The following is a 15,054-nucleotide window of genomic DNA, read 5'->3' as shown; positions in this document are numbered from 1 at the left end:
ATCCGAACCATTCCCCCCGGCAGCACCGCCGGCTCCATGGCTGGCTGGCATTGCCGATGCTGGCGACCGCGCTTTCGGCGTCCGCTGCCGGCGACAGCACTTGGCATCATCAGGTCGACTGGCAGGGCCACCAGGCTTCCATGCAGGTGACCGGCGACAGCTACCTGCTGAACTTTCCCGGCGGCAGCCGCCACATCGCCGCCGGCGCGGCCAGCGCCAGCACCGCCAGCCCGCTGTTCGACGGGCTGTTCGCGATGGCCCAGGACGACCTCAAGCTCGATTCGGTGACCTCGATCCAGGACGGCGCTTTCGACCACGGCCAGCCGATGCCCTGCCACTGCTTCGAGACCGGCCTGAAATGGCCGTACGTGTGGACGCGCGACCTGTCCTACTCGGTCGACCTCGGGCTGTGGCGCTTCGATCCGGCGCGTGCGCGCAACGGTCTGCTGTTCAAGCTTTCCGGCGTGCGCGCCAAGGACGTGCCGCAGGGCCTGTACCCGATGCAGGACACCGGCTCCGGCGGCAGCTGGCCGATCAGCACCGATCGCATCGTGTGGTTCCTCGGCGCACGCCACCTGCTCGGCGACAAGGCTTTCGCCGACAAGGTGTGGACGGCACTGGGCGACACCCTGGCACAGGACCGCCAGTACATCTTCGACCCGGCGATGGGGCTGTATCGCGGCGAAACCTCGTTCCTCGACTGGCGCGAGCAGACCTATCCGGCATGGACCGCGAACAACGTGGTGTTCATCGCGCAATCGTTCTCGCTGTCCACCAACGTGCTGCACTACGAGGCTCTGAAGCTCGCCGCCGCGCTTGCCGCACAGCGCGGCGACGCGCGTGCCGCGACCTGGCGCGCGCAGGCGACGGCGCTGAAGAAGGCCATCAACGAACACTTCTGGCGTGCCAGCCGTGGCCTGTACATGAGCTACATCGGCGGTGACGGCCAGCCGATGGAAGCCTACGACCTGCTCGGTATCGCCCTGGCCGTGACCAGCGGCGTGGCCGATCCCCAGCGCGCCCGCGAGACGTTGGCAAACTACCCGATCTGGCCTTCGGGCAGCCCGGTAATCTGGCCCGAACGCGCCGACCAGCCGATCTACCACAACCGGGCGATCTGGCCGTTTGTCAGCGCCTACGCACTGCGCGCGGCGCGGGTCACCCGGCAGCCCGAACTGATTGCCCGCGAACTGCACTCGATCATGCGCGGCGCGGCCATGAACGGTTCCAACATGGAAAACTTCTCGCTGGTCGCGCAGTCGATCCACGTCGACGAAGGCAAGCTCAGCGGACCGGTGGTCGATTCGCCGCGCCAGTTGTGGTCGGTGGCGGCCTACCTCGACGCGGTCACCGAAGGCGTGTTCGGGCTGGAGAACGACGGACACGTGAATCCGGAACTGCCGGTCTCGCTGGTGCCGATGCTGTTCGGCAGCGGAGAACAGATCAGCCTGCAGCTGCCCGGCCGGAAAATCACCCTGATCCGTCCGGCCTCGCTGGACGGCAACCTGCTCGTGACCGATCACCGCACCCGGGTCGGCCACGACATCGTGATCACGCTGAAGGCCATTCATGTGGATGCGTCGCCGCTGGCGACGCACGCACCGATGTACGCACCGGCCACACCCGCTGCGCCCACGGTGACGCGCGTGGGCGACCACTGGCGCATCCGCTCGGCCGGCCAGGCCATGCTGTACGTGAACGGTCGTCGTCACGGCCCGATCGACGGCTCGCTGGAGCTGGCGCACACGGCCGCACAGCAGTGCTTCGACCTCACCCGCATCGGCAAGGACGGGGTGGAATCGCTACCCAGCCGATCGACCTGCGTGGGCACGACCGCGCAGGTGGCCGGCGCCTGGCCGCGTAGCTGGAGGGCGCCGTCCAGCGGACGCTTCCGGATCTGGCTCGACTACGACAACCCGCACGGCCCGATCAACACCGGCATCAGCGCAGGCGTGAAGAAGCTCGACGTGAAGTGCAGTGGCGAACCGGCACAGGTGGTGATCATGGTGATGCCGCACAGCGTCGGCCGGCAGGATTCAACCACTGGCCGCTTCATGGCAAAGGCCGGCGCCCGCTGCAGTTTCGCGCTGGCGCAGGGCTTCAACATGAGCGACCTGGCACATTTTTCCCACTACACCGGCGGTACCGGCGGCAGCAGCGGCCCACTGAACAGCGCGGACATCGGTGCGCTGCATATCGCGCCGCTGGCCGATGACGCCATGACTCACTGAAACGGTTCGGCCCGGGCATGCGCAGTGCCCGGGCCGATGAATCATCCTGCTGTCGTCGTGGATAGACGCCACGCGACCTCGATCGAGCACGTGTAAACCAGACGCCCGGCCGCACTGGTCAACTGCGGCAGGCGAGTGCGTACATCAGGAAAGATGTCGTCCCGTTCATGCACGCAGGCATGAGCGTGCTCGTACCTGCATCATGCGATGCCGCATCGCGGCCGTGCCGGGCCGTCGCCCGGCAGGCAGGTCCGGCTAACCGGGCTGGGTGTGCAGGTTCATCAACGTCGGCGGTATCGCCATGTTGGCGTTGAGGTGATACATGATCCACAGCGATCCGGCGATCACGATGGCCACGATCAGCACGCCGAAGGCCAGCGCCAGGATGTTGTTGGTGTTGTCCGGCCCAGTGGTGATGTGCAGGAAGAACGCCAGGTGCACGCCCATCTGGCCGATCGCCAGCGCTGCCAGCGCCATCGGCACGCCCGCCACGTAGAGCAGGCTGGTACCGCTGGCCACCCAGAACGAAGCCGCCGTCAGCAGTCCGGCCAGCACCAGGCCGATCAGATAATTGCGGACACTGTGCCCAACGTTATGCGGCTCCGGCTCGTCGCCCGGCGCGTGGTCGTGGTCCATGCCCCATTCGAGTTCGTTGTCTTCCTCGCTCATGGACTGGTCCCCAGCAGATAGACGTTGGTGAAAATACCGACCCATATGATGTCCAGCGCGTGCCAGAACAGGGCGAAGCACATGCCGCGGCGCATGATGTCGGCGCGGAAGCCCTTGGTCCAGATCTGCGCCATCATCGTGCCCAGCCACAGCAGGCCGATGGTGACGTGGCAGCCGTGCAGGCCGACCAGCGCGAAGAACGACGACAGGAACGCACTGCGACCGGGACCGGCACCTTCAGCGATCATGTGCGTGAACTCGCTGATCTCGATCGACAGGAAGGCGACGCCGAGCAACCCGGTGATCAGGTAGCCCACCTGGGTCCACAGCATGTTGCGCACATTGCTGGCGATCATCGCCAGGCCGCAGGCGAAACTGGACAGCAACAGGCAGGCCGTCTCGATCTCCACGGTGTGCAGATCGAACAGCTGCTTCGGCCCCGGTCCGCCCGCCCTGGCATGCGACAGCACCGCGTAGCCCGCATAGAAGCCGGCGAAAAGAATGAAGTCCGACAGCAGGAACAGCCAGAAACCGTAGCCGGTGATGATGCGTTTGGCCGCCGGTCCCTTCCAGCCGCCGTCGGGTGCGGCGCGCGGGCCGAACTTGTGCGGATCGTGCTCGGTGGGTTCGACGTACTTTACCTGGCGGATGCTCGGGTCGCGCCCTTCCACCAGTGCGATGCGTCGACGCCGACGTTCGCCGTCGATCCGCGCGAGTTCCTCGGCCGACATCTCGTACTCGTGGTGGTCGCGCCAGGCGAAGACCACGAAGGTGACGAACGCACCGAACAGGCCGAGCGTCACCATCCACCAGATGTGCCAGATCAGGGCGAAGCCGCCGACCACCGCAAAGAATGCCGTGACGATACCGGTGGGGCTGTTGAGCGGCAGCTCGATCGGCTTGTAATCGGGCAGCTCGGTCAGCCGGCGCTGCTCCAGCGCCTTCTGTTTCATGCCCCAGTAGGCTTCCACGTTGAACACGTTGGGCAGCACCGGGAAGTTGTAGGCCGGCGGCGGCGAACCGGTGATCCACTCCAGCGTGCGGCCATCCCACGGATCGCCGGTGAAATCGACCAGACGCTCGCTCTTGCGGTTACGGATCGACACCACCAGTTGCACGACCTGGCAGACGATGCCCAGCAGGATCAGCCCAGCGCCGGCCGCGGCCACGATCAGCCATGGATGCCAGCCGGGCACGTCGTAATGCTGCATGCGCCGCGTCATGCCCTCCATGCCCAGCACGTACAGGGGCATGAAGGCGACATAGAAACCGACCACCCAGAACCCGAACGCGGCCTTGCCCCAGCGCTCGTCCAGCTTGAAGCCGAACGCTTTCGGGAACCAGTAGCTGTAGCCGGCGAACGCACCGAACAGCACACCGCCGATCACCATGTTGTGGAAGTGCGCGATCAGGAACAGCGAGTTGTGCAGTACGAAGTCGGCCGGCGGAACGGCCAGCAGCACGCCGGTCATGCCACCGATGACGAAGGTGACCATGAAGGCGATCGACCACAGCATCGGCGTGTCGAAACGCACCCGCCCGCCCCACATGGTGAACAACCAGTTGAAGATCTTCACGCCGGTGGGCACGGCGATGATCATCGTCATCACGCCGAAGAAGCCGTTGACGTCGGCGCCCGCACCCATGGTGAAGAAATGGTGCAGCCACACCAGGAACGACAGGATGCAGATCGCCATGGTGGCGACGATCATCGAGCGGTAGCCGAACAGCGGCTTGCCCGAGAACGTGGAGATCACTTCGGAGAACACGCCGAAAGCCGGCAGGATCAGGATGTAGACCTCCGGATGACCCCAGGTCCAGATCAGGTTCACGAACATCATCGGGTCGCCGCCCGAGGTGATCGTGAAGAAGTGGAAGCCCAGGTAGCGGTCCAGCAGCAGCATCGCCAGCGAGGCGGTGAGCATCGGGAACGCGGCCACGATCAGCAGGCTGGACGCCAGCGCGGCCCAGCAGAAGATCGGCATGCGGTTCAGCGTCATTCCAGGCGCACGCATCTTGAGGATGGTCGCCACGAAGTTGATGCCGGTAAGCAAGGTGCCTATACCGGATATCTGGATCGCCCACAGGTAATAGTCGACCCCGACGCCGGGCGAAAAGCGCAGCTCGGACAACGGCGGATAGACCAGCCAGCCGGTCTGCGCGAACTCGCCCACGAACAGCGAGATGTTCACCAGCAGCACCGCCGCCGCGGTCAGCCAGAAGCTGACCGAGTTGAAGGTGGGAAATGCCACGTCGCGCGCGCCGATCTGCAGCGGCACCACGTAGTTCATCAACCCGATCATGAACGTCATGGCGACGAAGAAGATCATGATCGTGCCGTGCGCCGAGAAGATCTGGTCGAAGTGCTCGGGTGGCAGGTAGCCGGGGGAATGGAACGCGATCGCCTGTTGCGCGCGCATCATGATCGCGTCGGCGAAGCCTCGGATCAGCATGACCAGCGCCAGCAGGCAGTACATCACGCCGATGCGTTTGTGGTCGACCGAGGTGATCCACTCGTGCCACAGGTAGTGCCAGTGTCCCTTCACTGTGATCCACGCCAGGATGCCGGCGATGACCAGGATCATCACGATCGATGTCACCAGCGGGATCGGCTGGTTGAAGGGGATCGCCGCCCAACTCAGTCTGCCGAACATCACGACCCCTTTTCCGTCAACGGAAGATCATGGCCACCCACGCCGCCCTGCGGCCCCTGCGCCGGTCCAAAGCGCTCGTTCACGATGTCCTGGAACAGCTGCGGCGCCACCTCGCGATAAGTCATCGGTGGCACATGGCTGCTCTGCACCCGGAACTGCCTGTAGGCCGCATGATCGAGCGCCGTTCCGGATGCCTGCGCCGTCGCCAGCCACTTCGCGTAATCGTCCGGCGACACAGCCTGCACCTGAAAATCCATGTCGGAGAAGCCGGCACCGCTGAACTGCGCGGACAAGCCGTGGTAGTCGCCCGCATGGTCGGCCTGCAGGTTCAGCTGCGACACCATGCGCGCCATCGTGTAGATCTGGCTGCCGAGCTGCGGCACGAAGAAGCTGTTCATCACGCCGGTCGACGTCAGGTCGAAGTGCACCGGCCGGCCGACCGGAATCACCAGCCGGTTCACGCTGGCGATGTGCTGGTCGGGGTAGATGAACAGCCATTTCCAGTCCAGCGACACCACCTGGACCTCGACCGGTTTCTGCGTCGAGGGAAGTGCCTTGTAGGGGTCCAGGTCCTTCGAGCCGAACCAGGCGATGCCGCCCAGGAAAATGATCACCAGGGCCGGAATGGCCCAGACGATCAGTTCGAGATGCCCGGAGAACGCCCAGTTGGGTCGGTAATGGGCCTTCTTGTTGCCGGCCCGGTACCACCACGCGAAAACCAGCGTGGCCAGGATCGTCGGCACCACGATCGCCAGCATGATCACCAGCGAATCGATCAGGATCAGCTTTTCCGAGGCACCGACCGGACCCTGCGGGTCCAGCACCCCGCTATGGCATCCGCTGAGCAACGACGCGATGAGCGCCGGGAATACGACCGTTTTCGTCGAACGCGCCATGGACACCTGCCTGATCCACACGAGTTGGAATACGTGACGGCGATCTGAAGCGTGTCTTGCAATTTATCCCCACGGCGCGGACCCGGCTCTGCAACCACTGCGAAAGGCGCGCGCCATGCATGCAGCATGGGGCCTGCTGTGTCACGAACATGTGTAAACGGCCCCGGTCACGAGACTACCACCAACCGGCGGGCGATCTTCAACCCCCCGATGAGGGCAAACCATGACGCCGCGAGGTGGACTGTCGCGGCAGGTATCACCGCCATCGCCGCTGATCGGCGATGGCGGTCGGGCCGTTTCAGTGCACCGGTTTCACGTAGGTGTTGAACAGCTCATCGATGCGGCGGTACTCGTCGTACCAGTCGTCGGCATGCTCGAAGTCGTGGCGTTCCAGCGGGTACAGCGAGATCCAGAAGTTCTTCTTGTGCAACTCGATGAAGCGCTGGTACAGGCGGATCGAATCGCTGGTCATCACGTTGTCGTCGATCAGGCCATGCTCGATCAGCAGCGGGTCCTGCAGGTTGGCCGCGTACTCGATCGGCGAGCTGATCTTGTACGCCTCGGGGTCGAGCTGGGGCGTATTGAGGATGTTCGAGGTGTACTCGTCGTTGTAGGTGCGCCAGTCGGCCGGCGGACGCAGCGCAGCACCGGCCGCGAACTGGCCCGGTGCGCGCAGTATGGCCATTTCGGTCATGAAGCCGCCGTAGCTGCCGCCATAGATGCCCACCCGCTTCGGGTCGACTCCATGATGCCTGACAAGCCAGGCCTTGCCGTCGAGCAGATCCTGAAGCTCGGGGTGACCCATGTCGCGATAGATCGCGTCGCGCCAGTCGCGGCCGTAGCCGGCCGAGCCGCGATAGTCCATGTCCAGCACCACGTAGCCCTGCTGCACCAGCAGGTTCTGGAACATCTGCTCGCGCACGTAGTAGGTTTCCTGCATCGATACGTCCTGCAGGTAGCCTGCGCCGTGCACGAAGATCACCGCCGGGCGCGAGTCGGCGGCGTCGATCTCGTTGGCCGGACCGTAGTACTTGGCGTAGATCACGCCGGCACCATGCGAGGACGGCACCTTGACGAATTTCGGCGCGATCCACGGAATGCCAGTGAAGGCGGGCTTCATGGTGTGGGTGAGCTCGCGCGGCGTGCCGCCAGCGGCGTCCTGCACAGCCAGCTGGTCGAGCATGTAGGGCGCCGAATGCAGCACCGCCAGCTGCCGGCCATCGGGCGACAGCATGAAGCCGTCCACGCCCTGGTCGTGGGTCAGGCGGGTCAGCGTGCCGCCATCGGACGGCACCCGGTAGACATCGTAGCTGTAGGGCGCCAGCTTGTTCGTCAGCACGTAGAACCAGCGGCCGTCCGGGCTGAGCTGCGGCATGCTGACCTCGTAGCCCTTGCCGCCGGCGATCGCCTTCGGCTTGCCGCCCAGCGGCTGGGTGTAGAGCCGCGACCAGCCGCTGGCTTCGCTTAGAAACCACAGCGTGCGCCCGCCCTTCAACCAGCCGAAATCGTTGAAGCTCCAGTTGATCCAGGCATGGTCGTGCAGGCGGTTCTGCGGCACCAGCACATGACGCGCGAGATCGACGGTGGCGATCCAGCGGTCCTTGTTGTCGATCGCGCGCAGCTGCACCGCAACCCGGTCGCCGGCGTTGTTCCAGACGATGCCGCCACCGCTGTCGTAGGCGATGGTGACCGGACGCACCGCCGGTGCCTTCAGCGCCTTCGCCGCGGCGTCGTCACCGGCCTTTTCCAGCGCCGCCACGCGCTGCGCGCGCAATGCCTTCAGCGGATCATCCTTGATGCCCGGCAGGTTGCCGGTGGCGATCGGCCAGACCGTGTGCGACGCCAGGTCCAGCAACAGCAGCGACTGCGGTGCCGGAATGTTGCGGCCGACATACGTGCGCGCCTTCTGCACTTCGGTGTAGCCGCTGTCGGTGACGTAGTGGATGACGTCGGGTGCCTTGCCCGCTTTGTAGTCCGCGGGCTGGGTCACCACCAGCATCCAGCGGCCATCCGGCGACAGCTCTGTGTCGACCGGCTTGACCTTGTCACCCAGCCAGAACGGTGCCGGCGCACGGGTGGGATCGGCGGCCTGCAGCGCCTTCTGTTCGGCCAGCTCAGCGTCCTTGTCGGCCTTGATCGTGCGCAGCGTCTTGAACAGGCGCAGCTGCTCGCGACCCAGCGCGTCGGGCTTTTTCGTCTGCGGGTTGTCGGCGAACTTGAGGATCGCCGCCGGCGAGGTGACTCCGCTGGCCAGGCTGTAGCTGTACCACTGGTTGCCGCTGCGGAACTGCAGCGCCCGGCCATCGGCCGAGAACTGCGGTGCCGATTCGCGCTGCGGCGTGCGCGTCACCTGCACGCGGCGACCGCTGACCAGGTCGACCATGAAGATATCGCCGTGCAGCACGAAAGCAGCATGCGTATGACTGCGGTCGTACACCGCCGGACCGTCGGCGCTCGCCATGGCGGCCGGTGTCAGTTTCACCGAACGGCCATCCGCCGGATCGACCCGATACAGGTCGCGCACCGGACTGCCGTCACGCTTGAGCGCGTAGTAGAGGGCATGGCCATCCACGCTCCAGTACGGGTTCTCCACCGCATGCCCGATCCAGTCGGTATTGGCCATGATCCGGTCCAGCGTCAGGCCAGTGGCGAATACGGGAGCGGCGGTGAACAGGAGCGAGGCAACAAGCACACTGCGACGCATGTGAAATCCCCTGCAACGTAAAAGACCAGCATAGCCGAGCGTATCGCGCAGACCCGCCGCACCGTGCCGAAAGTCAGGTGCGCGCACGCCGCGCTGGCGCTACGCTCGAACGCCCTCTGGTTACCCGGAAATCCGCATGCGCACCGTGCTGGCCTTCTCGCTCGCCCTGCTCGCCACCGGCGCTTGCGCCGCGCAGCAGCCGCCAACATCCGTGCACCACGATGCGCCGCTGATCAACAGACCCATGCCGCAACCACCCACCTCTCCCCGTCACGACGACGCCAGCGTGCTGCATGGCGTGCGCGTGGCCGACCCGTATCGCTGGCTGGAAAATGCCGACGCGCCTGCCGTGCAGCACTGGATCGCCGCACAGAACCGCTATACCGACCACATGATCGGCGCCATGCCCGACGGCAAGGCGATGGCTGCGCGCGTGCAGCAGCTGGCGATCACCTCCACCACGCGTTCCTCGCCGCAGCTGGCCGGCGGCACGCTGTTCTACCTGCAGGAAACACCACCGCAACCGCAGCCGGAACTGATGGCGCAGTCCTGGCCCGACGGCAAGCCGCGCGTGCTGGTTGATCTCAACGCGAACGGCGGCAACACCGCGATCACCGCGTACTGGCCGTCGCCCAGCGGCCGCTATCTCGCCTACGGCACTGCCGAAGGCGGCAGCGAGTTGACCACCATCCACGTGCTCGACGTGGCCACCGGCAAGCCGCTGCCCGACGCACTGCCCTGGGCCGGTGGCGGTACCACGCCACAGGGCCTGGCCTGGGACGCCAACGAGAAAGGCTTCACCTACGTGCGCTTCCCGCCGCCGCCCGCGGGCCAGGAGGTGAAACAGTTCCACGCCGCGCTGGTGCACCACGAACTGGGCCAGCCGGCCGCTGCGGATACCGTGGTGTTCGGCAGGAATTACTCCAGGATCGCCGAGTACCGACTGCTCAGCTCGCCCGGCGCGAAACAGCTGGCGGTGCTGGCCAATGTGGGCGACGGCGGCCCGGCCGAGGTCTATCTGCGCGAAGGCACGCATTGGAAGAAGGTGCTGGGTGACGATGCCAACGTGCGCACCGCCGCCTGGCTCGGCGACCGGCTGGCCGTGGCCAGCTTCGCCGGCGCGCCGCGCGGCAAGCTGCTGAGCATCGATGCGCATGGCCGGGTGCACGAACTGCTGGAGCAGCGCGATGGGGCCGTGCAGGCCATCACGCCGGTCGCCGACGGCTTCCTGGTCACCCGCAGCTGGGGGCCGGACTGGTGGGTCGAGCAGTACGATGCCGGCGGCAAGCTGGTTCGCCGCCTGCCGCTGCCCGCACACGGCATCGGCATCGACGGCATCGCCGCCGAGCATGGCCGCGCGCATGCGCTGATCGATTTCGGCGGCTGGACCCTGCCCTCGCGCTGGGCCGACTACGACGCCAGCACCGGCACGCTGAAGACCGTGTTCGAGGTGAAGCCGGCTGCCGACTATTCGGACGTGGAAGTGCATCGCATCAATGGCACCTCGAAGGATGGCACCCGCATCCCGGTCACCGTGCTGGCGATGAAGGGAGTCACCCCCGACGGTGCACGGCCGGCCATCCTCTACGGCTACGGCGGCTTCGACATTCCCGTCGCACCGCACTTCGTCGGCCCGATGCTGGCCTGGCTGGAGCGGGGCGGCGTGCTGGCCTACGCCAACATCCGCGGCGGCAACGAGGACGGCGAGGCCTGGCACACCGAGGGACAGAAACTTCACAAGCAGAACGTGTTCGACGACTTCCACGCCGCCGCCCTGGCAATGATCGCCACCCGCTGGACCGACCGCCAGCACCTGGGCATCCTCGGCGGCAGCAACGGCGGCCTGCTGATGGGCGCGTCGCTGGTGCAGCACCCGGCCGACTACCGCGCTGTGGTGTCGATGGTCGGCATCTACGACATGCTGCGTCACGAGACGAACTTCACCAACGGCGCCTACAACGTGCCGGAGTACGGCAGCATCGCCAACCCTGCGCAGTTCAAGGCCACCCTGGCCTACTCGCCGCTGCAGAACGTCAAGCCGCACACGGCCTACCCGGCGGTGCTGATGACCACCGGGGCCAACGACCCGCGCGTGGCGCCGTGGCAGTCGCGCAAGTTCACCGCCGCCCTGCAGAACGCCAGCGATTCCGGACAACCGGTGTTGCTGCTCACCCGCATGAACGCCGGTCACGGCATCGGCGCGCCGTTCAGTCAGCGCGTGGGCAACACCGCGCTGATGCTGACGTTCTTCGCGCAGGAGCTGGGCCTGCCGGCGAAATAATCGCCGGCACGACTGCGGATGCCGCGACCGCTTGGCCTGCGGTCGCGCGCATCGCACGCGGCGGCCGCAGTCCGCGACACCCGCCGACGCGGTAAGCTTCGGGCTTTACGCAGCGATGCCCGTCATGTCCGAACACCTGCCCACCGTCGAGAAAGAAACCGCCCCGAACCCGCAGCACAGCATCGTCTGGCTGCATGGTCTGGGCGCGGACGGCAACGACTTCGCGCCGATCGTGCCGGAGCTGGTGGCCACGGACTGGCCGGCGCTGCGCTTCGTGTTCCCGCATGCACCGGTGCGACCAGTGACGGTCAACGGCGGCATGCCGATGCGGGCGTGGTACGACATCATCGAATTCGACCTGCATGCCCGCCAGGACGAGGTTGGCATACGCGCCTCGATCGCCGCGGTCGAAGCATTGATCGACCGCGAAAACGAACGCGGCATACCCGATGAGCGGATCGTACTGGCCGGTTTCTCGCAGGGCGGCGCGCTGGCGCTGGCCGGTGGCTTGCGCCATCCGCGCACGCTGGCCGGCATCGTGGCACTGTCCACCTACCTGCCGCTGGGCGACTCGCTGGCCAGCGAGCGCAGCGCCGCCAATGCCGGCACGCCGATCTTCCAGGGTCACGGAACCTTCGATCCGGTGGTGGTACTGCCGCGTGGCGCCGACGCACACACCCGGCTCGAGGCGCTGGGCTATGCGGTGGACTGGCATACCTATCCGATGGCGCATGCGGTCTGCCCGCAGGAAATCGTCGACCTGCGTCACTGGCTGGGGCAGCGATTCGCCGGCTGAGCGGGCCGGTGCGGCATACTTCGCCGCATGAGCGAGATCGTCCAACCGCGCACCGAACGCAGCCCGCTGCCGGACTTCTGCAGCCTGCCCGCGCTGTTCGCACTGTTCGTGGTGGGTGGGCTCACGGTGGTGGTGATGTGGCTGGCGCCGGACAGCGGACGCAACTGGCGTGCCTTCAGCGTGGCAATGGCCTTCGTCGCCTGGACCACGCTGATACTCGCCGTGACGCTGTGCAAGCTCGCGGCCCAGCTGCAACGCCTGCCCGGGCATTGGCCGTATGCCGGCGCATGGTTGTGGATGGTGCTGATCGTGGCGCTGGCCAGCGTGGTCGCGCACTGGATGGACGCCGCCCTGCAACTGCAGTTGATCCGCAATGGCGGCCTGCACTTCGTCAGTGACAACGCCCTGATCGCGGCCCTGCTCGGCGCGGCGATGCTGCGCTACTTCTACGTACTGGCGCAATGGCAGGCACGCCTGGCCGCGGTCGCGCACGCCCAAGTGGAAGCCTTGCAGGCACGCATCCGTCCGCACTTCCTGTTCAACAGCATGAACACGGTGGCCGCGCTGGTGAGGGTCGATCCGACGGCCGCCGAACGCACCATCGAGGATCTGTCCGAACTGTTCCGCGCCGCACTGGGCCAGCACGGGCCGCGCAACAGCACATTGGACGAGGAACTGGCGCTGGTCGATCGCTATCTGGCAATCGAGCAGCTGCGGCTGGGCGAGCGTCTGCGGGTAGATCGCGATACCGATGCCGCTCCGCGCGACTTCCCGATGCCCCGGCTGCTGCTGCAGCCGCTGGTGGAGAACGCGGTCCGCCATGGCATCCAGCCGCTGCGCGAAGGCGGCGAGGTGGCCATCCGCATCCGCCGCGACGACGATGGCCTGATCATCGTCATCGACAATCCGTTGCCGGCCGAACCGGTTCGCGGCGGCAACGGCCACGGGCTCGACAACGTGCGCCAGCGCGTCGCCTTCCACTACGGCCCCCGTGCGAAAGTGCAGGCTGGCCCGCAGGCGCGGCGTTTCGTGGTCACGCTGCAGCTTCCCCTGGAACATGCGCTACCGGCCACGCTGGCGCACAAGGACGATGGCGATGCGCATACTGATCGTCGATGACGAACCGCTGGCGCGCATGCGCCTGGCCGCCCTGCTCGGCGAATGCGACGGCGCCGAGGTGGTCGGCAGCATCGGCGACGGCGAGACCGCGCTCGCGACGCTGGCCGACGTGCAGGCCGACCTGCTGCTGCTCGACATCAACATGCCCGGGCTCGATGGCACCACGCTGGCCGCGCGCCTGTCCGGGCGTGTCCGGCCACAGGTGGTGTTCTGCACCGCCTACGACAACCATGCCATCGCCGCGTTCGAGCTGGGTGCGGTGGATTACCTGCTCAAGCCGGTACGGCTCGATCGCCTGCGCGAAGCCCTGCAACGCGCGCAACAGCGACTGGACAGCGGCCCACGCGAACCCGCCGCGCACCTGCATGCGCGTGTCCGCGGCGAACAGGTGCGGGTGCCTCTCGACGAGGTGGTCTGCCTGCTCGCCGAGGAAAAATACGTACTGGTACGGCACACCGGCGGCGAACTGCTGATCGACGATTCGCTGCGCCAGCTGGAAGATGCCTACCCCGATCAGCTGGTCCGGCTGCACCGCAACTGCCTGGTGCCGACACCACGCCTGATCGGGCTGCGTAGCGAGGCCGACGGCAGGCACCTGGCACGCCTGGCCGGCACCGACTTCAGTCCCGAAGTCAGCCGGCGCAACCTCCCGGCCGTGCGCAAACTGCTGCGGATGGGCTGAACGTCGGTCGCGCAGGATTTGCGCGCGACCAACGCCGGCGAGGCCCGGTCAAGTGCGCGACAATGAGCCTGCGCCTTATTTCCACGGAGTCCCCATGACGCTCACCACCCTGCGCATCGCCACCCGCCAGAGCGCGCTCGCCCTGTGGCAGTCCGAACACGTGGCGGCACGCCTGCGCGCGGCGCATCCCGACCTGCGGGTGGAGTTGGTGCCGATGACTACGCGCGGCGACCAGATCCTGGACCAGCCGCTGGCGGCGATTGGCGGTAAGGGCCTGTTCCTGAAGGAACTGGAAGTGGCCATGCTGGACGGTCGTGCCGACCTGGCGGTGCACTCGCTGAAGGACGTGCCCGCCGAACTGGAGCCCGGCTTCAGCCTGCCCGCGATCCTGCCCCGCGCGGATGCGGCCGATGCGTTCGTCAGCAACCATCATGTGGACCTGGACGCACTGCCGCAGGGCGCACGCGTCGGCACCTCGTCGCTGCGGCGGCAGGCGCTGCTGCGCGCGATCCGTCCGGACCTTCGGCTGCTCGACCTGCGAGGCAACGTGGGGACGCGGCTGGCCAAGCTGGATGCAGGCGACTACGACGCCATCATCCTGGCCTGCGCGGGACTGGAACGGCTGGGCCTGCACGAGCGCATCCGCAGCCGGCTGGTGGCGCCAGACTGGCTGCCCGCACCGGGCCAGGCCGCCATCGCGATCGAGGCACGCATCGATCACCCCGCGATACTGAAGCACCTGAGCGCGCTGGACGATGCCGACACCCGCCTGGCCGTGCAGGCGGAGCGCGCCATGAACCATGCGCTGGGCGGCAGTTGCACCGTGCCCGTGGGTGCCTGGTGCGTGGTGGCCGAACACGGCCTGCACCTGCGCGGCATGGTCGGCGATGTCCGTCACGGCCGGCTGCTGCAGGCCGAGGCCACCGGTCCGCACGACGGCGCGGAAGCGCTCGGCCGCGAGGTTGCCGAAGCCCTGTTCGCGCAGGGCGCGCGCGCGCTTCTTGGCGGCTGAGCTATCGGCA

10 protein-coding genes and 1 pseudogene are annotated in these 15,054 nt (G+C 66.7%); 6 read left to right on the top strand and 5 right to left on the bottom strand.

The features are described 5' to 3' along the window. The first annotated feature begins 56 nt into the window (after positions 1 to 56). Positions 57 to 2,231, top strand: a complete 2,175-nt coding sequence (locus RA164_RS00250) for an alpha-L-rhamnosidase-related protein (RefSeq protein WP_329743575.1) — start codon at positions 57 to 59, stop codon at positions 2,229 to 2,231. Positions 2,232 to 2,486: 255 nt separating this feature from the next. Here the strand turns inward: RA164_RS00250 and cyoD are convergent, their stop codons facing one another. The 5 genes and pseudogenes from cyoD to RA164_RS00225 all read right to left on the bottom strand — a co-directional run bounded on the left by cyoD (position 2,487) and on the right by RA164_RS00225 (position 9,154). Further along, complete coding sequence (gene cyoD, locus RA164_RS00245; RefSeq protein WP_329741989.1) at positions 2,487 to 2,900, bottom strand: cytochrome o ubiquinol oxidase subunit IV; 414 nt, start codon at positions 2,898 to 2,900, stop codon at positions 2,487 to 2,489. Continuing rightward, complete coding sequence (locus RA164_RS00240; protein ID WP_329743574.1) at positions 2,897 to 3,571, bottom strand: cytochrome (ubi)quinol oxidase subunit III; 675 nt, start codon at positions 3,569 to 3,571, stop codon at positions 2,897 to 2,899. Before RA164_RS00240 ends, cyoD begins: the two co-directional genes overlap by 4 nt. Positions 3,572 to 3,592: 21 nt before the next feature. Further along, a pseudogene (gene cyoB / locus RA164_RS00235) lies at positions 3,593 to 5,554 on the bottom strand (cytochrome o ubiquinol oxidase subunit I); the annotation flags it as partial. Next, a complete protein-coding gene (gene cyoA, locus RA164_RS00230; protein ID WP_329741988.1) occupies positions 5,554 to 6,450 on the bottom strand; it encodes a ubiquinol oxidase subunit II in 897 nt (298 codons plus the stop codon). The pseudogene cyoB and the gene cyoA, both read right to left, overlap by 1 nt. A 298-nt stretch (positions 6,451 to 6,748) precedes the next feature. Further along, positions 6,749 to 9,154: a S9 family peptidase gene (locus tag RA164_RS00225; RefSeq protein ID WP_329741987.1), complete on the bottom strand. Its 2,406-nt coding sequence runs from the start codon at positions 9,152 to 9,154 to the stop codon at positions 6,749 to 6,751. Between the two features lie 136 nt (positions 9,155 to 9,290). Here RA164_RS00225 and RA164_RS00220 point away from each other — a divergent pair, with 136 nt between their 5' ends. The 5 genes from RA164_RS00220 to hemC all read left to right on the top strand — a co-directional run bounded on the left by RA164_RS00220 (position 9,291) and on the right by hemC (position 15,044). Continuing rightward, a complete protein-coding gene (locus RA164_RS00220) occupies positions 9,291 to 11,435 on the top strand; it encodes a prolyl oligopeptidase family serine peptidase (RefSeq protein WP_329741986.1) in 2,145 nt (714 codons plus the stop codon). Positions 11,436 to 11,559: 124 nt separating this feature from the next. After that, complete coding sequence (locus RA164_RS00215) at positions 11,560 to 12,231, top strand: alpha/beta hydrolase (protein WP_329741985.1); 672 nt, start codon at positions 11,560 to 11,562, stop codon at positions 12,229 to 12,231. 27 nt (positions 12,232 to 12,258) lie between these two features. Beyond that, positions 12,259 to 13,350: a sensor histidine kinase gene (locus RA164_RS00210; protein ID WP_329741984.1), complete on the top strand. Its 1,092-nt coding sequence runs from the start codon at positions 12,259 to 12,261 to the stop codon at positions 13,348 to 13,350. After that, complete coding sequence (locus RA164_RS00205; RefSeq protein ID WP_329741983.1) at positions 13,328 to 14,032, top strand: LytR/AlgR family response regulator transcription factor; 705 nt, start codon at positions 13,328 to 13,330, stop codon at positions 14,030 to 14,032. The genes RA164_RS00210 and RA164_RS00205 overlap by 23 nt, the downstream gene beginning before the upstream one ends. Positions 14,033 to 14,126: 94 nt before the next feature. Next, positions 14,127 to 15,044 (top strand): hydroxymethylbilane synthase, encoded by a 918-nt coding sequence (hemC, locus tag RA164_RS00200; RefSeq protein WP_329741982.1) that lies wholly within the window; start codon positions 14,127 to 14,129, stop codon positions 15,042 to 15,044. Positions 15,045 to 15,054 lie beyond the last annotated feature (10 nt).

Origin of the sequence: Dyella sp. A6, assembly GCF_036320485.1 — a bacterium.
GTDB lineage: Bacteria > Pseudomonadota > Gammaproteobacteria > Xanthomonadales > Rhodanobacteraceae > Rhodanobacter_A > Rhodanobacter_A aluminiiresistens.
This window is presented reverse-complemented; position numbering and strand designations above follow the sequence as displayed.

Excerpts from the sequence above, each read along its gene's own strand:
- cyoD (WP_329741989.1), bottom strand. The coding sequence starts at position 2,900 with ATGAGCGAGGAAGACAACGAACTCGAATGGGGCATGGACCACGACCAC.
- hemC (WP_329741982.1), top strand. The coding sequence starts at position 14,127 with ATGACGCTCACCACCCTGCGCATCGCCACCCGCCAGAGCGCGCTCGCC.
- RA164_RS00215 (WP_329741985.1), top strand. The coding sequence starts at position 11,560 with ATGTCCGAACACCTGCCCACCGTCGAGAAAGAAACCGCCCCGAACCCG.
- RA164_RS00210 (WP_329741984.1), top strand. The coding sequence starts at position 12,259 with ATGAGCGAGATCGTCCAACCGCGCACCGAACGCAGCCCGCTGCCGGAC.
- RA164_RS00220 (WP_329741986.1), top strand. The coding sequence starts at position 9,291 with ATGCGCACCGTGCTGGCCTTCTCGCTCGCCCTGCTCGCCACCGGCGCT.
- RA164_RS00225 (WP_329741987.1), bottom strand. The coding sequence starts at position 9,154 with ATGCGTCGCAGTGTGCTTGTTGCCTCGCTCCTGTTCACCGCCGCTCCC.
- RA164_RS00205 (WP_329741983.1), top strand. The coding sequence starts at position 13,328 with ATGCGCATACTGATCGTCGATGACGAACCGCTGGCGCGCATGCGCCTG.
- cyoA (WP_329741988.1), bottom strand. The coding sequence starts at position 6,450 with ATGGCGCGTTCGACGAAAACGGTCGTATTCCCGGCGCTCATCGCGTCG.
- RA164_RS00250 (WP_329743575.1), top strand. The coding sequence starts at position 57 with ATGCTGGCGACCGCGCTTTCGGCGTCCGCTGCCGGCGACAGCACTTGG.